Here is a 20614-nt window from a genome sequence, read left to right as displayed (position 1 = left end):
CCGGCCCGCACGTCGCCGCTGTCGGCGCGTCGGGACCGCCCTCGTCTTTCTTGTCGATCGAAGGAACCAGTTCCATGTCCGCATTGCTCAGCACCCTCTCCCGCCGCCATCTCCTCGCCGCCTGCACCCTCGCGCTGGCCGCGCCCGCCGCCTTCGCGCAGGACACCGTGCGCGTCGGCCTGATTGCCGAAATGTCCGGCCCCTTCGCGGAATTCGGCAAGCAGATGGAGGCCGGGATCAAGGTCTACCAGCAGCAGTTCGGCGAGACCGTCGCCGGCAAGCGCGTCGAGGTCATCGTGAAGGACGTGGGCGGCCCCAACCCCGAGCTCGCCAAGCGGCTGGCCACCGAACTGGTGACGCGCGACAAGGTGCAGGTGCTGGCCGGTTTCGGCTTCACGCCGAACGCGCTGTCGGTGGCGCCCATCGCCACGCAGGCCAAGGTGCCGATGGTGGTGATGAACGCGGCCGCCGCCAACCTCACGGCCAAGTCGCCCTTCATGGTGCGCACCTCGTTCACCTACCCGGACGTGGTGCCGCCGATCGCGCAGTGGGCGGTCAAGAACGGCTCGAAGAAGGCCTACGTGATCGTGGCCGACTACGCGCCGGGGCATGACGCCGAAGCCGCCTTCCTCGATGCCTACAGGAAGGCCGGCGGCGAGATCGTCGGCAACGTGCGCACGCCGATGGTGACGCTCGACTTCTCCCCCTACATGCAGCGCGTGAAGGACGCCAAGCCCGACGTGCTGTTCGCCTTCGTCAACGGCGGCGACGTGGCACCGGCCTTCATCAAGGAGTTCCGCGACAAGGGCCTGAGCGAAGCGGGCATCCAGCTGATCGGCACCGGCGACATCGTCGACGAGGCCATCATCGAAGCCATCGGCGACCGCGCGCTCGACATCACCACCGTGTATCCGTACTCGATGCACCACAAGTCGGCGTTGAACGAGCGCTTCGTGAAGGACTTCAAGGCGCTGCGCGGCGCCAAGGCCCGCCCCACCATCATGAGCGTGGCCGCCTACGACGGCATGGCCGCGCTCTACGCCGCACTCAAGAAGACCGGCGGCAACGCCGACGGCCAGACGCTCATCGGCGCCTTCCAGGGCCTGCAGTTCGAGAGCCCGCGCGGCCCGATCGGCATCGACGCCAAGACGCGCGACATCGTGCAGGACGAATTCATCCGCAAGGTCGGCAAGGTCGACGGCACGCTGGCCAACATCGAGTTCGAGACCTTCAAGGCCGCCCGCTGATGCCGGCGCGCGACCCGCGGCTGGCGCTCGACATCGCCGCGCTGATCGCGGCTTTCCGCGACGGCGTTCACACGCCCGAGGCGGTGCTCGACGCTTTGCTCGCGGCCATCGCCGCCGACACGCGCGGCATCAACGCGTTCTGCCTGCTCGACGCGGAGGGCGCCCGCGCGCAAGCACGCGCCGCCGGCGAGCGCTGGCGCGCCGGCCGCCCGCTGAGCGCACTCGACGGCGTACCGGTGTCGATCAAGGACCTGATGAACGTGGCCGGCTGGCCGACACGGCGCGGCTCGCTCGCCGCGGCCGGCGCTGCGCCAGCACCGCAGGACGCGCCCTGCGTGGCGCCGTTGCGCGCCGCCGGCTGCGTGCTCTTCGGCAAGACGACCACGACCGAGTTCGGCTGGCAGATCGGTTCGACCAGCCCGCAGGCCGGCACCACGCGCCATCCGCTCAACACCACCCGCACGCCCGGCGGATCGAGCTGCGGCGCAGCCGCGCAGGTTGTGGCCGGCTGGGGCCCGTTGGCACTGGGCAGCGATGCCGGCGGATCGGTGCGCATCCCCGCCTCGTACTGTGGCCTGGTGGGCTTCAAGCCGAGCTTCGGTGCGATCCCCGTGGCACCGCAGAGTGCCTTCGCAGAGTTCGCGCACATGGGGCCGCTCACGCGCAACGTGAACGATGCCATCGTGGCGATGGGCGTGCTGTCGCAGCCCGATGTGCGCGACCCGACATCGCTCTTTCCGCGCGACGTGGTTCGCGCCACGGGCACGCGGCCGCTGCGTATCGGCTGGACACTGGAACTGGGCGCAGAGATGCAGGTGGCACCCGTCATCGTCGAAGCGTTCCAGGCACTGCTCGGGCGGCTCTCCGCCGCCGGCCACACGCTGGTGCCGTTGCCCGCCACCAGCACCGGCACCAACTGCGCCACCGACATGTGGACCGTCTGGGCATCACGCGTCCACGAATCCTTCGTCGCCTGGCCGCCCGCGGAGCGCGAGAAGCTCGGCCCCGGCCTGCAGACGGTGTACGCCGACGGCGCAGCGCTCGGCGTCGACGCGCTTTCGCGCAGCCGCGCTCGCCTGCGCGAATTCAGCGGCCAGCTCGCCAGTGCCTTCGCCGACTTCGACCTGCTGCTGAGCCCGTCGACGCCTACCGTGGCCCCCGCGCTGCAGACCGATCTCGCGCAGGTCACCAACTGGTTCTCGGACAACGGCTTCGCCTACCCCTTCAATCTCACGCAGCAACCGGCGTTGAGCCTGCCGCTCGGCCGCGACCCTGCTGGCTTGCCGTTCGGGCTGCAGATCGCCGGGCGCAAGTACCACGACGCGCAGGTCCTGGGCTTCGGGCGGACGGTCGAAGCGCTGCTGGCGCACGACGCGTGACGACGATGAAACCCATCGCCGTCTTCCAGCACACCGAGGTCGGCGCACCCGGCACGGTGGTGCCCATCCTGCAGGCGCTGGGGCGTGAGGTGCAGGTGGTGCGCATCGTCGACGGTGAGCCCGTGCCTACCGATGCGTCCGCCTTCGCGGGCCTCGTCTTCATGGGTGGCTACATGAGCGCCAACGACCCGCTGCCGTGGATCGGGCAGGAACTGGCCCTCATCCGCGCCGCCGCCGCACAGGGCATCCCTGTCGCGGGCCACTGCCTCGGCAGCCAGCTGGTGGCGCGCGCGCTGGGCGGCAGCGTGCACACGCACACGCGCCCGGAGATCGGCTGGAACGACATCGTGGCCGACGACCACGCGCTGGCCCGCAACTGGTGGGGCGACGCGGCCGGGCAGCGCATCGAGACCTTCCAGTGGCATGGCGACACCTTCACGCCGCCACCGGGCGCGGTGCGCATCGCCACCGGCGTGCACTGCGCCGCGCAGGCCTACGTGCTGGACGACCGGCACCTGTTGGTGCAGTCGCACCTGGAGATGACGCCGGCGCTGGTGGCGCTCTCGCTGGCGCGCAACGGCGCGCAGCTGCTGCGCCAGCACGCTGCGGGCAATCCGGCCGTGGCGTCGATGGATGCGACGCAGCAGGAGGTGCCTGCGCGGACCGCACGCATGGCGGGCCATCTGCAGCGGCTCTACGCCCGTTGGTGCGGCACCCTCCCCTGAGAAGCTGCGAACGAATCATCCGCGCCAGGGGCCGGGGTCGCAGGGCGATGGCTGAATCGCAGCCTCTTATGGAATTAGAATGAGAAACGTTCTCATTTCTAAAGAACGTCGCGCCGACCGCATGCGGAAGCTGTCGGCATCGACCGAACGCTGCACGAAAGCCCTCAGCCATGAAACACACACGGATCGTCGTCGCCGCCCTCCTGGGCTTCGTCACCACCGCCCAGGCCCACCAGATCTGGCTCGAACAGCCCGCCGGCCAGCGCGCCGTGATCCGCTTCGGCGAATTCGGCGACAACCTGCGCGAGGCATCGCCCGGCCTGCTGGACAAGTTCGTCAAGCCGACCGGCACGCTGGTGTCGGCCCAAGGTGAAAATGTGGGCGACGGCACCAAGACCGGCGACGGCTTCACGCTGCCCTTCCAGGCCGGCGCCGGCGAGAGCATCGTGGCCGAAGACGCCAGCTACCCGCTCTTCACCATGAAGCAGGGCGAGAAGGAAACGAAGAACTGGTACCGCCCGGGCGCGCGGCTGATCACCGGTTTCGCGGCGCAGGCGCCGAAGCTGGCCTTCGACATCGTGCCCACCGGCACGCCGGGCGAATTCAAGCTCGTCCTCAAGGGCCAGCCGCTGCCGAAGACCAAGGTGTCGCTGGTCACGCAATCGGGCTGGGCCAAGGAAAGCCGTACCGACGCGCAGGGCGTGGTCACCTTCGACATGCCCTGGCAGGGCACCTACGTGGCCGAGGCCAGCCACACCGACCGCACGCCGGGCGAGCGTGGCGCCGACAGGTACGACGGCGTGAGCTACGTCACCACGCTCACCTACGTCAAGGCCGACGGCGTCGCCCCGATCCCCGCAGGACCGGCCGCCACGCCCAACAAGTGATCGCCGCGCTCGACCGGGCCCGGCGCGTGGGCCCGCTCCTCTCGCGCATCGTCGCCGCCGTGTTCGGCGGCTATGTGCTGGCAGCCCTGGGCAGCGTCGCCGCACTCGCGCTTCCGATGGACAAGACGCAGGCGGTGATCACCGGCACGCTGGCGAGCTTCGCGATCTACGCCGGTGCGGTGGTCTGGGTCTTCGCGGTGCGCAGCGCGCGGCGTGCCTGGGCCGGGCTGCTGGTCGCGGCCGTGCCGCCGCTGCTCGCGGCCTGGTCCGTGTGGGCCGGAGGTGCCGCCTCGTGAGCCTCCTGAACGACCGGCCTTCGATGGCGCGCAGGGCGCAGCCCCAGGTCCGCGGCATCCGCCAGACCATGTCCGACCTGCACATCTGGGCCGGTCTGCTGACGGGGTGGTTCCTCTACGCCATGTTCCTCACCGGCACGGTGAGCTACTTCAAGGACGAGCTCTCGCAGTGGATGCGGCCCGAGCTGCCGCACCAGGCCACCGTGCCCGACCCGGCGGGGGTGGCCCGGCGCATCGCGAACGAACTCGCGACGACAGCCGCCGACAGCCCGCAGTGGAGCATCGGGCTGCCGGACGCGCGCAACAACGTCGCCTCGGCGTTCTGGCGCATCCCCGGCGCCGAGGGCCGGCGCGCCTTCAAGAGCGCGAGCTTCGACCCGGACACGGGCCACAAGGTGGCATCGCGGGAGACACCCGGCGGCGAATTCTTCTACCGCTTCCACTTCCAGTTCCACTACATGCCGGTGCTGTGGGGCCGATGGCTGGCCGGCTTCTGCGCGATGTTCATGCTGGTGGCGATCGTCAGCGGCGTCATCACGCACAAGAAGATCTTCATCGACTTCTTCGCCTTCCGATGGGGCAAGGGGCAACGCTCGTGGCTCGATGCGCACAATGCGCTCTCGGTGTTCGGACTGCCCTTCCACCTGATGATCACGTACACCGGCCTGGTGACGCTGATGGCCCTGTACATGCCCTGGAGCAGCCAGGCGGCCTTCAAGACGCCGGCCGAGCGGCAGCAGCTCACGGCCGAACTCAGCGCCTTCATCCAGCCGGTCAAGCCGAGCGGGCAGAAGGCCGGGCTCGCACCGGTGGAAGACATGGTGCGCCAGGCGCAGGCGCGCTGGGGCAGCGACAAGATCAAACGCGTGACGATCACCAACGCCGGCGATGCCGCAGCCCGCGTGAGCGTGTCGCGCGGCGACCCCGGCCGCGCGTCGGTCAGCCCGCAGTACATGCTGTTCGAGGGCAGCACCGGCCGGCTTCTGGAGACCAGGGACCACGTCGGCCCCGCGGCCGAAACGCGCGGCGTGATGTACGCGCTGCACCTGGGCCGCTTCGGCGACGGCGTGACGCGCTGGCTGTATTTCATCGTCAGCCTCGCGGGCACGGCGATGGTGGGCACCGGCCTCGTGATGTGGACCGTCAAGCGTCGGCAGAAACTGGCCGATCCGGAGCGGCCCTACCTGGGCTTTCGCATCGTCGAGCGGCTGAACATCGCGGCCATCGCGGGCCTGTCGATCGCCATGGCCGGCATGCTGTGGGCCAACCGCCTGCTGCCGACCGGCCTGCCCGATCGCGGCGCCTGGGAGATCCACACCTTCTTCATCGTCTGGGGCCTGATGGGCGTGCACGCGGTGCTGCGGCCCGCGAAGAAGGCCTGGCTGGAACAGCTCTGGCTGGCGACCGCGGCGCTCGCGCTGCTGCCCCTGCTCAACGCGGTCACGACCGATCGCCCGCTGTGGCGCAGCCTGGCCGAAGGCGACTGGGTCTTCGCCGGTGTCGACGGGATGCTGTGGGTGCTGGCCGCGCTGCACGCGATGCTGGCGATCCGTACGGCGCGACACAGCCCCCAAACCCGGGCCGCACGCCGGCCCGCCCCACTTCGCACCACGCCATCGTCGGCCGGGAAAAGCGCATGACGCATCTGACCGTCTTCCTGCTCAGCACGCTGGGCTTCACGGCGCTCGCGCTCGCCATGGAGCGCCACCAGGAAGACCTGTTGGGCCGCGCGCTTCCGGCGAACACGACCCACGGGTTGCGCGGCATCGGGTGGGCGGCATTGCTGCTGGCGCTCGGAGTCATCGTCAGGGCCCAGGGCTGGGGCGTGGGCCTGGCGAGCTTCAGCGGCCACACCAGCCTGGGCGCCGGCCTCGTCTTCGGGGCGCTGGTCATCGGCACACGGCGCAAGGCGAAGCGGCCCGGCCGACGCTGAGGGCAGGCCCACCGGCACTGCGGGCGCCCGCCGTCAGAAGACGTAGGTCGCGCCCGCCCCCACCGTCCAGTTGCGGCCGGGGGCCGGCTCGAAGTAGCGGCCGTTGCTCTCGTTGACGATGACCGAGCCGACGGTGCGGCGGTCGAACAGGTTGTCGACGCGGGCGAAGGCGTTCCACTCCCATCCCGCCCAGCGCTGCACGTAACCTGCCTGCAGGGCCGCGACGACGTAGCCCGGCGCGCTCGCGGTGTTGGCGTCGTTGGCCTGGATGCGGCTGAGCGCGCGCAGCTCGGCGCCCGCGCGCCAACCCACAGGCGGTGCATAGCCGAACGATGCGAAGAAGGACTGCTTCGCGATGCCCGGGATGCGGTTGTCCGGCGCCACCGCATTGCCGCCCGTGCAGGGCGACGGCGAGCAGAAGCCGTCGCGGTAGCGCGCATCGAGCCAGGTGTAGGCCAGCTGTGTGCGCCAATGGCTGCGCGTCTCATGCAGCCAGGCCAGCTCGACGCCGTCGCGCTGCGTGCGGCCGGCGTTCTGGAAGGTGGCGCGGCCGCCGCTGTTGGTGGCGGTCACGATCTCGTCGTCGGTGCGCGTCTGGAACACCGCGGCGGTCAGCAGGCCGTCGGCCACGCGCGCCTTCGCACCGACTTCCAGGCTGTGGTTCACCGACGGCTGCAGCGCGAAGTTGAGGCCACCCACGTTGCCCGGCCGGTACGAGAGTTCGTTGAGCGTCGGCGTCTCGAAGCCCCGCCCCGCGCTCACGTAGAGGTTGAGGTCGCGCGTGGCCGCGAAGCGCAGCGCGGCCGCCGGCAGCAGCTGGCGATAGCGCGCGTCGCCGCTGTCGTCGCCGTTGATGCCGCGCTGGTAGCGGTCGTCCGAGTCGAAGCGCACGGTGCTCTGGCGCAGGCCGGCTTCGAGCGACCAGCGTTCGGCGAAGTCCCAGCGCGTCTGCACATAGGGGTCGACATTGCCGACCTCGTTGCGCTCGTCGCGCCGCAGCGCGCCTTGCACACCGAGGCGTTGCGTCGTGCCGGTGCCGACGAAGTTCTCGTAACCGCGGCGCTGCTCGCGCAGCGTGTCGTAGGCCAGGCCGGTCGACAGCTCGAAGGGCCGGCCGGCCAGCGCGGTGCGCACCGTCCAGCGCGCGTCGAAGCCGGCGTAGCGACGCTGCAGATCGATCACGCCGCCCGCGCCGAGGACGCTCGCCTGCGGCGGCGCCGATGGCGGGATCGACTGGAACTGCGTGGTGCGCCGGTCGCCGCCGTAGAGCATCAGCCGCAGGTCCTGGTCCGCGTCGATGCGGCGTTCGTAGCGCAGGCCGACCTGCGTCTGGTCGACCGTCTTGCGCGTGTCGTATTGGGTCGCGAGCGGTGCGGCGCGCGGGTTGCTGTCGAGCTGTGCTTGCGTCAGGCCCAGCGGGTCCTGCGCATCGATGCGCACGCTGTTGGCGATGAGCGTGAGCCGGCTGCCGTCGTCGAGCTGCACGCCGAGCTTGCCGTTGGCGATGTCGCGCGTGGCCGCGCTGTGGTCGCGGTAGCCGTCGGTGCGGAAGCGGCTCGCGCTCAGCACGTAGTCGATGTTGCCGCTCGCGCCGGAGGCTTTCGCGCCGAAGCGCGTGCTGCCGAAGCTGCCGCCCGCCACCGAGAAGCCGAGCCGCGGCGGCGCCTCGCCGTCTTCGGTGAAGACCTGGATCACGCCACCCGACGAATTGCCGTACAGCGCCGAGAAGGGTCCGCGCAGCACCTCGACGCGGTCGGCCGAGCCGATGTCGATGTTGGTGCTCTGGCCCTGCCCGTCGGGCAATGTGGCCGGGATGCCATCGACGTACAGCCGCACGCCGCGCAGGCCGAAGGTCGAACGCGCGCCGAAACCGCGGATGGAAATCTGCAAGTCCTGCGCGTAGTTCTGCCGGTTCTGCACCTGCAGACCCGGCACGCCACCGAGGCTTTCCGACAGGTTGACCTGCAGCTTGCCGTCGCGCAACTGCTGGCGGTCGACCAGGTCGACCGAGCCCGGCAGGTCGAAGGGCACCGCGGCGCCGCGCGGGGTGGAGACGGTGACCGTCCGCAAGCTGGGGGCGTCGCCGGCGGCCTCCTGCGCGTACAGGGTGGTGGCGAACAAGGCGGTGACGGTAGCGGCAGTGGTCTTTCTCATGGGACCGATTCTGCAGGGCACCACGCGATGCACCTGACAGGATCGGCCCTATGGTCGAGGCGTCACCCCGTCAGCTGCGGGCGCGGGCCTGGTCCCGCAACGCCTTGATCTGGTCGTGGTTGCGCTGCGCGCCCTGCGCCTGGCGCTCGATCACGGCACGCACGTCGGCCGGCAGCGCCTGCTTGAGCGCCTTGCGGTAGCGTGCCAGCCCCGCATCTTCCCCACGCTCGCACTCGTTGAGGATCGATGCCTCGCTGTTGGCGCCCACCGCGCCCTTCACGTGCACCCAGCCACGGTGCATCGCCCCGCTCGTGGTGCCACCGTCGGCCGGCGTGCCGCCGTACTGCGTGACCAGCTGGGCGAGCTCGTTGGCCGCCGTACGGCAGCCCGCCGCGCGCTCCGCGAACACCTGCTTGAGGCTGGCGTTTTCCACCTCCTCCGCGCAGGTACGGAAACCGTACTCGCCGTCGTGCGAGTTCTCGATCAGGTCGTTGAGCACATCCACCACGTCGTCGTTCGACATCGCATCACCCGTCGTGCGATCGGCATCGAACGCTGCCGTGCCGCGCGACGCCATCACCGCCGCCTCGCCGAAGTAGGTGCGGTCCGCACGCACCCAGGCGGCGCGGGACGCGTGGCGTGCCTGCGGCCAGTCGAGGGTCGAGTTGCCGCGGCGCGTGGCCCATTCATCGGCCAACGTGGGTTCGAGCGTGTCGAAGCTGTCCTCGCGCACAGCGCGGCTCGACCATCCCAGCGCATAGGCCGGCGCGTAGTCGTCGTAGCTGCGGCCCGGCTCGTAATAGCTTTCGCGGTCGTAGCTGGAACGCCAGTACGCCTCCTCGGCGGTGGGATTCACGCTTTCGGCCACCGCTTTGCCGCCCAGCCCGCCCGCCAGACCGCCCGCCACCAGGCCGACCACAGCGCCCACCGGCCCCGCGACGGCACCTGCGGCAGCGCCTGCCACCGCACCGCCCGCCGCACCGACCCCGGTGCCGACGGGGTGTGCGCCCGGCGCGCCCGTGATGGGATCGCGGTTCATGTCGTTCGTCGTGAAGTCTTTTTCCTTGGCCATATCGGCTCCTTGAGAGAAGGGTTGGAAATGCCCTCCGCCGGAATACCTCGCGATACGCAAGAGGCTTCGGCGGTGGCGCGTTGAAGACTTCATCCTGAACACGCGCAGGCATCTCCGGGTCAGGAACGCCAGACGCTGCCTGTAGGGCATCGCCTGCGCGGCCTGCGGTACGCGACGCCCTGCAACGCCGGGCACGGCCTACATGCGCTGTGCGTTGCGATGGCCTATCAACAGGGCTTCTTTCTCAATGCATCACGCTGCAAGGACCTGCATGAACTCGAATGACGCGACATCCTGGATCGACGAAGCCCGCAAGGCCGACGACCGACGGCCCGACCTGCCGGGCGAGCACTGGGCCGTCATGGGCGCCGGCCTCTTCCTGCTGCTGGCGGCAGGCCGCAGCCGTTCGTTCCTGGGGCGCACGCTGGCCGGCGCCGCGGGCAGCGCGCTGCTCGGCCGCGCGGCCAGCGGGCGCGGCGGGCTGGATCGCCTGGTACGCGCATTCACCGGCGCGCGGCGCTGACCGGGCTTACTGCAGGAAGGCGGGCTTGGCGTAGCCCGGGAACTTGCTGTCGACGACGGCCTTGAATTCCTTGGAGCGGTAGGCGTCGGCGATGTCCCTGGCCCACGGCGTGTCCTTGTCGGCACGCTTGACGGCCACCACGTTCAGGTAGTGGTCGGCCGGCTTCTCGAGCACCACCGCCTCCTTCAGCTTCAGGCCCGACGAGATCGCGAAGTTGCCGTTGATGATGGCGTACTCGGCATCCCCCAGCGAGCGCGGCAGCTGCGCGGCCTCGAGCGGAATGAACTTCAGCTTGTGCGGGTTCTGCTCGACGTCCTTCTCCGAGGCGCGGATGGCGTCGACGCCCGGCTTGATCGTGATCAGCTTGTTCTGTTCCAGCAGCACCAGCGCGCGCGCCAGGTTGCTCGGGTCGTTCGGCAGCGTGACGCGGTCGCCGTCCTTCACCTCGGCCAGGGTCTTGCGCTTGGTCGAGTACACGCCCAGCGGCGCGATCGGGCCTTGCACCAGCTCGACGATGTCGAGCTTCTGGTCGGCGGCGAATTTCTTGAGGTAGACGAGATGCTGGAAGAAGTTGGCGTCGAGCGAGCCCTGCGCCAGCGCGAGGTTCGGTTGCACGTAGTCGTTGAACTCGACCAGCTTCACCTTGTAGCCCTTCTTCTCCAGGATCGGCACGATGCCCAGCTTGAGCTGGTCGAAGTTCGATCCGGCCGTGCCGCCGATCACGAGGTTCTTCTTGTCGGCTTGCGCCTGGGCGTCGAGCGAGAGACCGCCGAGCGAAATCGCGGCGATCGAAAGGGCGAGGAAGGAGCGGCGGAGGGCAGAGGTTTTCATGACAGAGGGATCAGGGAACAGGAGAGGAAATCAGCGCTTGTCCAAGCGACGTGCGAAGGTATTGCCGACGAACTGGATGATCTGCACCAGCGCCACCAGCAGCACCACGGTGAAGACCATCACGTCGGTCTGGAAGCGGTAGTAGCCGTAGCGGATGGCGAGGTCGCCGATGCCGCCACCGCCCACCACACCGGCGATGGCCGAGTAGGAGAGGAAACTGACCGATAGCACGGTGAGCGCCAGCACCAGGCCCGAGCGAGCCTCGACGACCAGCACGCGCCAGACGATCTGCAGTTCCGACGCGCCCATGGCGTGGGCCGCTTCGATGACGCCGCGTGGCACTTCGCGCAGGCACTGGTCGACCAGCCGCGCGAAGTACGGGATGGCCGCGACCGACAGCGGCACCGCTGCCGCGAGTGGCCCGATGGACGTCCCCGCGATGACGCGCGTGACGGGCACCAGCGCCACCAGCAGGATGATGAAGGGGAAGGAGCGAACGGTGTTGACGAGCCAGTTCAGCACCAGGAAGGCCGGCTTGTTGGCCAGCGACTGGCCGGGGCCGAGCAGGAACAGCAGCACGCCCAGCGGGCCACCGATGAGCACCGCGGCCGACAGGCCGATGCCCAGCATCAAGAAGGTCTGGCCGGCGGCGAGCCACAGCTCGGGCAGGATGGCGGCGATGTTCTCAGGCATGGGCGATTCCTCGGGCGGCAGTCGTGGACAGGGGTGCGTTGGCAGCTTCGCGCGCATCGCGTTCGCGGCGGCGCACCAGCGCGTCGATCTCGCGGCCCAGCGCCGTGAGGCGCTCGGCATCGGGCGCCTCGTCGACGGCGAACTGCTCGACGAGCTGCCCCTTCTCGAGGATGGCGACGCGGCGGCACAGCACCTCGACCACCGACAGCTCGTGCGTGACGATCACGATGGTCACGCCGATCTTGGCGTTGATGTCGCGCAGCGTCTCGAGCAGCGAGCGCGTGGTCTCGCTGTCGAGCGCCGACGTGGGTTCGTCGCACAGCAGCACCTGCGGGCGCGGCGCCAGCGCACGGGCGATGGCCACGCGCTGCTTCTGGCCGCCGGACAGCTGCGCGGGGTAGGTGTCGATTTTTTCCGAGAGGCCGACCAGCGCCAGGCATTCGCGCACCCGCGCGTCGATCTCGGCGCGCGAATGGCGGCCGTGGATCTTCAGCGGAAAGGCGACGTTATCGAAGACCGTGGCGTTCTGCAGCAGGTTGAACTGCTGGAAGATCATGCCGATGTTCTGCCGCGTGTCGCGCAGCTCGCGGCGCGTGAGCGTGGTCAGGTCGCGGCCGCCGACGATCACGCGGCCGGCGTCGGGGCGCTCGAGCAGGTTGATCAGGCGCAGCAGCGTGGACTTGCCCGCGCCGCTCTTGCCGATCAGGCCGAAGATCTCGCCCTCGGGAATGTCGAGCGACAGCGCACGCACGGCGTCGAAGACGTCGCCGCTGGGCAGTGCAAATGATTTCTGGACCGCTTCGAGGCGGATCACCGGCGGCCTGTGGGCCGCGTCGGTCAGGGGAATGGAGGTCACGACGCAATCGCCGGGGCCTGGGCGGCCCTCGGGCAGGAGAAGGGGACGCGAGTATGCGAGATGTTCGGAGAGAAACGAACGACCGAATCGCGATCTGCTTATTCGCTGGTCTTATATGCCGCCGCCCACAGCCCCGGGACATCGGCCTCGCCTGGGCACCGGGCCGACACCGTCCAAAAGCCTCCGTTGACCTACGTCGCGACCGGGCCGGTATGGGGCATGCTGGCATTCATCGAACCACGCAGCGGCACGCCGCACCGCGTGGCCCGCTGCAGCAAAGCAGCGCTTACCCCGGAGACGCATCCGCATGGAAATCCACATCAACACCGGCAATGGCATGGACAACAAGGCCACGCTCGAGGCCTGGGCCGACGCCGAGATCCGCCGCACCCTGGGCCGCTTCTCGAACGACGTGCGCCGCATCGAGGTCCACCTGTCGGACGACAACAGCGGCAAGGGCGGCGCCGACGACAAGCGCTGCATGATCGAAGCACACGTGATCGGCCATGCCGCCGTGGCCGTGACGCACCAGGCCGACAACATGGACGAAGCCTTCCGTGGCGCCGAGGCCAAGGCACGGCGCGCGCTCGACAGCGCCATCGGCAAGCTGACCGACCGGCGCGACCACACGTCGATCCGGACCGAGCCGGAAATTCTCTGACCCCAAAAAAACGGCCCGCACGAAGCGGGCCGAAGGGATCTTGGTAAGGGATCCATGGAGAAACCACTTACTTCATCGGCGCCACCCGGGAAAAGTTGAGGATCCCGTTACAACTTTGCTGGCTGGCCAGCCCCCGGTCTGGCGCCGTCGGCGCCACGATGGCGCGACAGGAGGTCGTGTGAGCGCTGTTCCGCTTCCGTTGAACACCATGCCCGCCGAGGGCGACGTCGCCGCGCTGTGGCCGTGGTGCATCGACATCGCGCGCCGCCGTCGCCAGGGACTGCGCCCGGTCGACGCCGACCTGCCGCTCTCGTGGTCGCCCACGCAGGGCTACGCGCTGCAGCACGGCTGGGACCACGAGGCGCGCGCACTCTTCGCGCTGCTCAAGCCCCTGCTCGACCGCCGCGGCGACGACGCCGACTGGACCGTCGGCCAGCTGGGGCAAAGCCTCGACGGCTGCATCGCCACGCATTGCGGCGACTCCTGCTTCGTCAATGGCCCGGAAGGGCTGGTGCACCTGCACCGGCTGCGCGCGCTGTGCGATGCCGTGATCGTCGGCGCCAGCACCGTGTGCCTCGACGACCCGCAGCTGACGACCCGGCGCGTGCCCGGCGACAACGCGACGCGCGTGGTGCTCGACCCTTCCTTGCGCGTGCCAGCCACGTCGCGCGTCTTCACCGACGGGCTGGCGCCCACGCTGCTGGTGTGCGACGCCGCGCATCGCACGCGCGCCGAAACGCGCCTGGGCGCTGCGCACGTCATCGCCCTGCCCCGTCACCCGGCGCTGGGGGATCGGCTGTCGCTGCCGGAGGTGGTCGGCGCACTGCGCGAACGCGGCCTGCGCCTGCTCTTCGTCGAAGGCGGCGGCGTGACCGTCTCGCAGTTCGTGCATCAGCGCTGCCTCGATCGGCTGCATCTCATCGTGGCGCCGGTGGTCATCGGCGCGGGGCAACCGGGCCTGCAGGTCCGGCGCTCGGACGCCATGGGCGACGCGCTGCGTCCGCCTGCGCGCACCTTCGCGCTCGGCGGCGACGTGCTGTGGGACCTCGACCTGAGCCCGGCGCAGCGGCCCGTATCGAATTAACGACAGCACACCCCACGCGTTCGAGACTTTCCACACGGGCGCCCGCGCTTTGCGCGGACCCGCCAGCACGCTGGCAGCCCTTTCGGCGACGCTCGGGTCTCACCACCAAGACACGATTCGCCACAAAGGAACGGTCCCCGAACCCACTGAAAGATCCATCGCCATGAAGCCTCTCGCCAACCCGCAGCCCTTGACCCCTTCGCAGATCCGCCATGTCCTCGAGCTGCTCGACATGCGTCTGCTGGCCCCGCAGGAAACCGCCGCGACGTTCGACCGCCTGAGCCAGGCCGGGACGTTCTCGGAAGCGCAGCAGGAGGCGATCGAACTGCTGTTCGCGCTCGACGAAGACGAGATCGGCGATGCCCTGATGGACTTCGCCGACGACGAGGCCCGCGACATCGTGCGCGACAGCGTCGCCCACGAGGCACGGCTGAGCTTCGTCGGCGCCTGAGTATTCGTTCCGTGCCGCTCACGCGCCGGCGACACGACGATCAAGGGGGCGTCGTGTCGATGCCCCGCTGCAGCGCTGCCGGACTGTCCGGCAGCACCGCCAGCGAACCGGCCACCGCCAGCGCCTGGTCGCGGCGGCGCGCATCCTCGGGGTCGCGCGACAGCGCCGCCTTCTCGACGGTCCTCAGCAGTTCGCGCACGTTCGCGGCACGCGTGACCTCGGACGGGAAGGTCGTGTCGGATTCCAGCTTGCCCATCAGGTAGCGCTGGACGCGCGTGGACTGGCGCGCGGACTGCTGGACCGACGCATCGATGCGCACACCGTCGCTGTACGCGACATCGGTCGACACCTTGGCCTCGTCGTCGATCTGGACGTACTCGTAGAACTGCGATTCCTTCGCCATCGTGAGAAAGAGCGACAGCTCCGGCGACAGCGCCCGGTGGTAGCTGGCGCTCAGTTGCGCCTGCTGGTCCTGGTGGATGCTGCGGTCGCGCGGATCGCGGCCCGTCACGCTCGTGTTCTGCGAGACCTTGTACGAGAAGGTGTCGAGTTCTTCCGACCGCATCGGGTTCGACGCCTCCGAGGCCTGCACCATCGACGCGCTGAAGTCGGCCAGCCCGCTCAGCAGGCTGTGGTCACCCGCGTTCAGCGCGATCACACCCGGCGCCGCGCGGCCCTCCACGGGGGCCGTCACGCCGTAGTCGCTGTTCATCTGTGTGAAGGCATCCTTGAACATCGCCACGAGGGCCGCGTCACCCCGGCCCCGGCTGCCGGCGGTGTCGAACTGCTGCAGATAGCGCGCCATGGTCCGGGCCTGCTGCGCGGCATTGCCGAGGATGGCCGGGTTCGACAGATCGACGTCGACCTTCACCGTGCCGGACGGCCCGGTGGCACTCACCGACCGCGACTGCGCGTCGGCATGGAACGCGACGGCTCCGATGGCGCCCTTGTCGTCGGTCTCGATGCGCGCCTGGAAGTCGACCGACGACAGCACCGTCGGATCGAATTTCGCGAGGCCACTCAGCGCCAGCTTCGGCGGCAGGGCGCCCAGGCCGTCGATGGCTTCCTGGAAGGCGCCCGAGAGCTGCACCAGCGCCTCGCGCTCGGCCTCGGTGAGCTCGCCACCGGAGACCTTGACCTGCACGGCCAGGCCTTCGTCCTGGCTGCCCAGGCTCAGTTCGACCGTCGCGCCGCTGGCGGTCTGGATCGACAAGGTGATCTGGTTGTCGGCGTCGGTGTGCAGCGATGACTGCATCGCGGCCTGCAGGGCCGAGACAGCCGAGCCCTGGTTGGCAGCGGACGTGTTCTGCACCGTCACCGACTGCGAGAAGTCGACAGCCTCCGTGCCGAAGCGCTCCAGCATCGCGGCGCCCAGGCCTTGGAACCGGCTTCCGGACGAGCGGTAGGCGACATTGCTCGCCATGCGCGACGAGATCGCGTCGTCCGGCCGCTGCTCCCACACCGTCGCCACGGCCGTGCGGCTGGACATCGAATAGGTCGTATCGGCGGACCGGGCCGCCTGCCCGAGGGTCACGGAGACGGCGGCCGGTACGGCCGTTGCCTGCGAGGATGCGCTGTCCGTGGGGGCCACCGGGCTGGTCGTGCGCGAGGAACCCATCGCCGCGGCCCCCACCGAAGGGCTGACCGTGGTCAGGTTGAGGATCACTCCGAACTCCAATCGAAAGAAGGCGCCCGATGACCGGGTCATCCTTCTTATCGGCCGCAGCGTGAAAAACTTGAGCGCACGCCACGCGCAGCCGCGCAAGCGGAAGCGACACGGACAGGCGGGGGCGGACCTCGCGCGGCGCTCCGAGGCGCACTGCATTGCAACTGAAACATGCCGCCCGCGAAATGACACCGCCCGGCAAGGACCGGCTCGCACCATCGGGGCTTCAACGCGTTCGCACTGCCGCCGAGGAGCCCTCATGCCAGCCATCCAGAACCCCGCCGACACCCGTTCCCCACCGCGCAGCGCCGGCTTGGCGGCGTGGCCTGGCGCGATGGACGCCGTCGCCGTCGCCGTCGCCGTCGCCGACAGCGACGCGCATTTCATCGCCCTGCTGAACGCCTACCGCGCGTCGGGCGGGCTCGCCGACGGGGCCGAGATCGCGGCCCGGCAGCCGTTCACCGGGCTGTCCGCGCTCGCCCGCGCCATCACGGCGCGCACGGTGGTCAGCCTCGACTGGGCGGGACAGCGCTGGCTGCCGATCTTCCAGTTCGAGCCGGGCGATCTGGCCGTGCGTCCACCGGTGCGCGTGCTGATCGAGGAGCTGTCGGACGTGCTCGACGACTGGGAGCTCGCGGACTGGTTCGTCGAACCCAATGCCTGGCTGGGCGGTGCGCCGCCGCTGCGTCTCGTCGACACCGACTTCGCCCGCGTGCACGACACGGCCCGTGCGCTGCGCTTCGCCTGCGGCCACTGAACACCCATCGATCGGAGACACCCATGGCCAACGATTCAGGCATCCGGGACTATGCGCACCCCGCCGGCGGCTGGGACGCGCTGGGCGCGGTGGCGAAGGCCATCCACGGCCAGATGAATGCGATTTCCGGCACGCGCATCATGCTCAGAAACAACCAGCCGCACGGCTTCGACTGCCCCGGCTGCGCGTGGCCCGACCCGAAGCACACCTCGACCTTCGAGTTCTGCGAGAACGGCGCCAAGGCCGTGACCTGGGAAGCCACGCGCAAGCGTGCGACGCCCGAAGTCTTCCAGCGCCACAGCGTGACCGAACTGCTCGGCTGGAACGACCACGACATCGAAGACCTGGGACGGCTCACGCACCCGATGGCCTACGACGCGGCCACCGACCGCTACGTGGCGATCGGCTGGGACGATGCCTTCGCCCGCATCGCCGCCGTGCTGCACGCGCTGCCCTCGCCCGACATGGCCGAGTTCTACACCTCGGGCCGCGCGTCGAACGAGGCGGCCTTCCTCTACCAGCTCTTCGTGCGCGCCTACGGCACCAACAACTTCCCCGACTGCTCGAACATGTGCCACGAGGCCACCAGCGTGGGCCTGCCGCGCTCGATCGGCATCGGCAAGGGGACGGTGTCGCTGGAGGATTTCGACCAGGCCGATCTCATTCTCTCGATCGGGCACAACCCCGGCACCAACCACCCGCGGATGATGACGACGCTGCACGCGGCCTCGCGGCGCGGCACGCCGATCGTGGTGCTCAACCCGCTGCGCGAACGCGCGCTGGAGCGCTTCGCGGCGCCGCAGGACCCGCTCGAGATGGCGACCTTCGGCGCGACGCAGATCGCCAGCGACTACCTGCAGGTGAAGGTCGGTGGCGACGCCGCCGCGCTCAAGGGCATCATGAAAGGCGTGCTGGCGCTGGATGCCAACGACCTCGCCGCGGGCGGGCCGGGCGTGCTCGACCGCGACTTCATCGCCACGCACACGAACGGCTTCGACGCGCTGGTGCAGGACCTGCACGCCACCGCATGGCCCGACATCGAACGCGCCTCGGGTCTGGACCGGCCCGCGATGGAACGCGTGGCCGCGCTGTATTGCCATGCCAGGTCGACCATCGTCGCCTTCGGCATGGGCATCACCCAGCACCGGCTGGGCACCGACAACGTGCAGCAGATCTCGAACCTGCTGATGCTGCGCGGCAACTACGGGCGGCCCGGCGCGGGCATCTGCCCATTGCGCGGCCACTCCAACGTGCAGGGCAACCGCACCGTGGGCATCGACGAGAAGGCGCCGCTCGCGCTGCGCCAGGGCATCGAGCGCGTCTACGGCTTCGTGCCGCCCGCCGAGTGCGGCCACGACGCGGGCGAGGCCATCGAGGCCATCGCCGCGGGGCGCTCCCGCTTCCTCATGTGCCTGGGCGGCAACCTCGCGGTGGCGATGGCCGACCCGGGCCGCACCTTCGCGGCGATGCGCCGACTGGAACTGGCGGTGCACATCGCGACCAAGCCCAATCGCTCGCACCTGCTCATCGGCCGCCAGAGCCTGCTGCTGCCCTGCCTCGGCCGCACCGAACTCGACCTGCAGGCCGGCGGCGCGCAGTCCATCACCGTCGAGGACTCGATGTCGATGGTGCATGCCTCCACCGGCCGGCTGCCGCCGCCGTCCGACCAGGTGCGCTCCGAGCCCGCGATCGTCGCGGGCATCGCGAAGGCGGTACTCGCCGGCCGGTACGGCATCGACTGGGAGGGCATGGTCGCCGACTACGACCGCATCCGCGACGGCATCGAAGGCGTGCTGCCGGGCTTCGAGCGCTTCAACCAGCGCATCCGGCAGCCGGGCGGCTTCCGCCTGCCGATCGGGCCGGCCGAGCGGGTCTGGCCCACCGCGTCGGGCCGGGCGGCGTTCATCGTCATGCCCGGCATCCAGGAAGACCCGCGCACCGCCGGCGACCAGGTGCTGACGCTGACCACGCTGCGCAGCCATGACCAGTACAACACCACGATCTACGGTTTCGACGACCGCTACCGCGGCATCGTCGGCCGGCGCGACATCGTCTTCGTCAACGCCGACGACCTGGCGGCGCAAGGCCTGGCCGCCGGCGACCGTGTCGACCTCGAGGCCGCGCCCTTCGAGGGCGAGGCGCCGGCGCCCGGTGCGGTCCTGCGCAACCTGACCGCGGTCGCGTACGACATCCCCCGTGGCTGCGCTGGCGCCTACTACCCGGAAGCCAACGTGCTGGTCGCCCTGGCGCACCGCGATCCGCAGAGCGGGACGCCGTCGTACAAGTCGGTGCCGGTGCGGCTGCGGCGCGCCGGCTGAAGCGTGAGCGGACTCAGGTCTCGATCTTGATACCGCGCATCAGGATCACCCCGCCCAGCAGCGAGGTGTCCTGCCGCATCCGGTGACTGAGCGCCTTCGGCGTGCCCGGCTGGGCCTGCCAGCCCGCGGCGAGCAACGCCTGCTGCACCTCGGGAACCCGGGTCACTTCCGACAGGGCTTCGTTCAGACGCGCCACGGCGGCCGTCGGCATGGCCGCAGGCGCCGCGATGGCGGTCCAGATCTCCAGATCGGCGCCCTGCACGTTGGCCTCGCGCAGGGTCGGCATGTCGCCGGACAGCGGGCTGCGCTGCGGCGAGGTCACGCCGATGGCCTTGAGCTTGCCCGATTGCAGGTGCGGCCTGACCAGCGCCGGCGGCAGCAGCGCGAGCTGCACATCGCCTGCGAGCATCGCCGCGATGACCTGCGGGTTGCCGGTGAACGGCACGTGCGTCGCCAGAATGCCGCTGCGGCTCTTGACCAGTTCCATGCCCAGATGGCCGACGGTGCCGATGCCCGGCGTGCCGTACCTGCCCTGCGAACTCAGGTTGCGCGCCCACAGGAGCAGTTCGGTGGGCGTGGCGCCCTGCGCCTTGCCGGTGACGGCCAGCACCAGCGGCGCGGTGCCGACCATGGCGACGGGCGCGAAATCCTTCTCGGGATCGAAAGGGGTCTTGGGGTTGAGGAGCTTGGCGATCGTCAGATTGCCGTTGATCAATGCGCCGATGGTGTGATCGTCCTGCGCCTTCGCCACCAGATCGGCCGCCAGGTTGCCGCTGTCGCCCGGCTTGTTCTCCACCAGCACCGGCTGGCCGAGCGCCTTCGACAGGGGCGCCGCGATGGCGCGCGCCGCCAGGTCGGGGGACGCGCCGGCCGGGAAGCCGACGAGCAGCCGCACCGGCTTGACGGGCCAGGCGCCGGTGCCGCCCGAAGCGGTCGGCTTCTGTGCCCAGGCGGCCGGAGCGCAGAGGGTCAGGGCGAGGGATTCGAGGGCGCGGCGCTTGGTGATCATCGAAAGAGACGAGGAAATGGGTTACATGACGTTACGCATGGAAACTCCATCACACAAGTCAACAAAATGTTT

20 protein-coding genes are annotated in these 20614 nt (G+C 69.8%); 13 read left to right on the top strand and 7 right to left on the bottom strand.

Going from position 1 to position 20614, the window contains the following annotated elements; all coding sequences use genetic code 11:
* Positions 1 to 74 precede the first annotated feature (74 nt).
* From N8A90_RS11100 to N8A90_RS11070, 7 genes are all read left to right on the top strand, one after another.
* Positions 75 to 1247, top strand: coding sequence for an ABC transporter substrate-binding protein (locus N8A90_RS11100; protein WP_262074924.1), 1173 nt, complete (start codon positions 75 to 77; stop codon positions 1245 to 1247).
* The gene (locus N8A90_RS11095) at positions 1247 to 2626 is read left to right on the top strand and encodes an amidase (RefSeq protein ID WP_262074923.1); all 1380 of its coding nucleotides are present in this window, start codon (positions 1247 to 1249) and stop codon (positions 2624 to 2626) included. The genes N8A90_RS11100 and N8A90_RS11095 overlap by 1 nt, the downstream gene beginning before the upstream one ends.
* Positions 2627 to 2631: 5 nt before the next feature.
* On the top strand, positions 2632 to 3351 hold the full coding sequence (locus tag N8A90_RS11090) for a type 1 glutamine amidotransferase (protein WP_262074922.1): 720 nt from the start codon (positions 2632 to 2634) through the stop codon (positions 3349 to 3351).
* Between the two features lie 170 nt (positions 3352 to 3521).
* A complete protein-coding gene (locus tag N8A90_RS11085; protein WP_262074920.1) occupies positions 3522 to 4238 on the top strand; it encodes a DUF4198 domain-containing protein in 717 nt (238 codons plus the stop codon).
* Positions 4235 to 4534, top strand: a complete 300-nt coding sequence (locus N8A90_RS11080; protein ID WP_262074919.1) for a DUF3649 domain-containing protein — start codon at positions 4235 to 4237, stop codon at positions 4532 to 4534. Before N8A90_RS11085 ends, N8A90_RS11080 begins: the two co-directional genes overlap by 4 nt.
* Before the next feature lie 23 nt (positions 4535 to 4557).
* Complete coding sequence (locus N8A90_RS11075) at positions 4558 to 6174, top strand: PepSY-associated TM helix domain-containing protein (RefSeq protein WP_262075172.1); 1617 nt, start codon at positions 4558 to 4560, stop codon at positions 6172 to 6174.
* Positions 6171 to 6467, top strand: a complete 297-nt coding sequence (locus N8A90_RS11070; protein WP_262074918.1) for a DUF3325 domain-containing protein — start codon at positions 6171 to 6173, stop codon at positions 6465 to 6467. The genes N8A90_RS11075 and N8A90_RS11070 overlap by 4 nt, the downstream gene beginning before the upstream one ends.
* Positions 6468 to 6500: 33 nt before the next feature.
* Here N8A90_RS11070 and N8A90_RS11065 read toward each other — a convergent pair whose 3' ends face one another.
* Together N8A90_RS11065 and N8A90_RS11060 are read right to left on the bottom strand one after the other, a co-directional pair.
* Entirely contained in the window at positions 6501 to 8621 is a 2121-nt protein-coding gene (locus tag N8A90_RS11065) for a TonB-dependent receptor family protein (RefSeq protein WP_262074917.1), read from the bottom strand.
* 70 nt (positions 8622 to 8691) lie between these two features.
* Positions 8692 to 9693 (bottom strand): ferritin-like domain-containing protein, encoded by a 1002-nt coding sequence (locus tag N8A90_RS11060; RefSeq protein ID WP_262074916.1) that lies wholly within the window; start codon positions 9691 to 9693, stop codon positions 8692 to 8694.
* A 271-nt stretch (positions 9694 to 9964) separates the two neighbouring features.
* On the opposite strand from N8A90_RS11060, the gene N8A90_RS11055 reads away from it, so the two are divergent.
* Positions 9965 to 10216, top strand: coding sequence for a hypothetical protein (locus tag N8A90_RS11055; protein WP_262074915.1), 252 nt, complete (start codon positions 9965 to 9967; stop codon positions 10214 to 10216).
* 6 nt (positions 10217 to 10222) lie between these two features.
* On the opposite strand, the gene N8A90_RS11050 is transcribed toward N8A90_RS11055, so the two are convergent.
* From N8A90_RS11050 to N8A90_RS11040, 3 genes are read right to left on the bottom strand one after another with little or no spacing between them, the layout of a single operon-like run.
* Positions 10223 to 11047 (bottom strand): MetQ/NlpA family ABC transporter substrate-binding protein, encoded by an 825-nt coding sequence (locus tag N8A90_RS11050; protein WP_262074914.1) that lies wholly within the window; start codon positions 11045 to 11047, stop codon positions 10223 to 10225.
* 30 nt (positions 11048 to 11077) lie between these two features.
* The gene (locus tag N8A90_RS11045) at positions 11078 to 11740 is read right to left on the bottom strand and encodes a methionine ABC transporter permease (RefSeq protein ID WP_262074913.1); all 663 of its coding nucleotides are present in this window, start codon (positions 11738 to 11740) and stop codon (positions 11078 to 11080) included.
* Complete coding sequence (locus N8A90_RS11040) at positions 11733 to 12596, bottom strand: methionine ABC transporter ATP-binding protein (protein ID WP_262074912.1); 864 nt, start codon at positions 12594 to 12596, stop codon at positions 11733 to 11735. Before N8A90_RS11040 ends, N8A90_RS11045 begins: the two co-directional genes overlap by 8 nt.
* A gap of 307 nt (positions 12597 to 12903) precedes the next feature.
* Here N8A90_RS11040 and N8A90_RS11035 point away from each other — a divergent pair, with 307 nt between their 5' ends.
* The 3 genes from N8A90_RS11035 (at position 12904) to N8A90_RS11025 (ending at position 14792) form a co-directional block, all read left to right on the top strand.
* A complete protein-coding gene (locus tag N8A90_RS11035; protein WP_262074911.1) occupies positions 12904 to 13257 on the top strand; it encodes an HPF/RaiA family ribosome-associated protein in 354 nt (117 codons plus the stop codon).
* Between the two features lie 208 nt (positions 13258 to 13465).
* Positions 13466 to 14341: a RibD family protein gene (locus tag N8A90_RS11030; RefSeq protein WP_262075171.1), complete on the top strand. Its 876-nt coding sequence runs from the start codon at positions 13466 to 13468 to the stop codon at positions 14339 to 14341.
* Between the two features lie 163 nt (positions 14342 to 14504).
* Complete coding sequence (locus N8A90_RS11025) at positions 14505 to 14792, top strand: hypothetical protein (RefSeq protein WP_262074910.1); 288 nt, start codon at positions 14505 to 14507, stop codon at positions 14790 to 14792.
* A gap of 40 nt (positions 14793 to 14832) precedes the next feature.
* Here the strand turns inward: N8A90_RS11025 and N8A90_RS11020 are convergent, their stop codons facing one another.
* Entirely contained in the window at positions 14833 to 16458 is a 1626-nt protein-coding gene (locus N8A90_RS11020) for a hypothetical protein (RefSeq protein WP_262074909.1), read from the bottom strand.
* Between the two features lie 259 nt (positions 16459 to 16717).
* Between N8A90_RS11020 and N8A90_RS11015 the strand changes: the two genes are divergently transcribed.
* Both N8A90_RS11015 and N8A90_RS11010 read left to right on the top strand, forming a co-directional pair.
* Positions 16718 to 17215, top strand: coding sequence for an antitoxin Xre/MbcA/ParS toxin-binding domain-containing protein (locus N8A90_RS11015; protein ID WP_262074908.1), 498 nt, complete (start codon positions 16718 to 16720; stop codon positions 17213 to 17215).
* Positions 17216 to 17238: 23 nt separating this feature from the next.
* The gene (locus tag N8A90_RS11010) at positions 17239 to 19533 is read left to right on the top strand and encodes an FdhF/YdeP family oxidoreductase (RefSeq protein WP_262074907.1); all 2295 of its coding nucleotides are present in this window, start codon (positions 17239 to 17241) and stop codon (positions 19531 to 19533) included.
* Between the two features lie 13 nt (positions 19534 to 19546).
* On the opposite strand, the gene N8A90_RS11005 is transcribed toward N8A90_RS11010, so the two are convergent.
* Entirely contained in the window at positions 19547 to 20542 is a 996-nt protein-coding gene (locus N8A90_RS11005; protein ID WP_262074906.1) for a Bug family tripartite tricarboxylate transporter substrate binding protein, read from the bottom strand.
* Positions 20543 to 20614: the final 72 nt, after the last annotated feature.

This window comes from Variovorax sp. N23 (assembly GCF_025486315.1).
Lineage (GTDB): Bacteria > Pseudomonadota > Gammaproteobacteria > Burkholderiales > Burkholderiaceae_C > Variovorax.
Note: the sequence above shows the minus strand (reverse complement) of the source record. Positions and strands in the feature narration are given on the sequence as shown.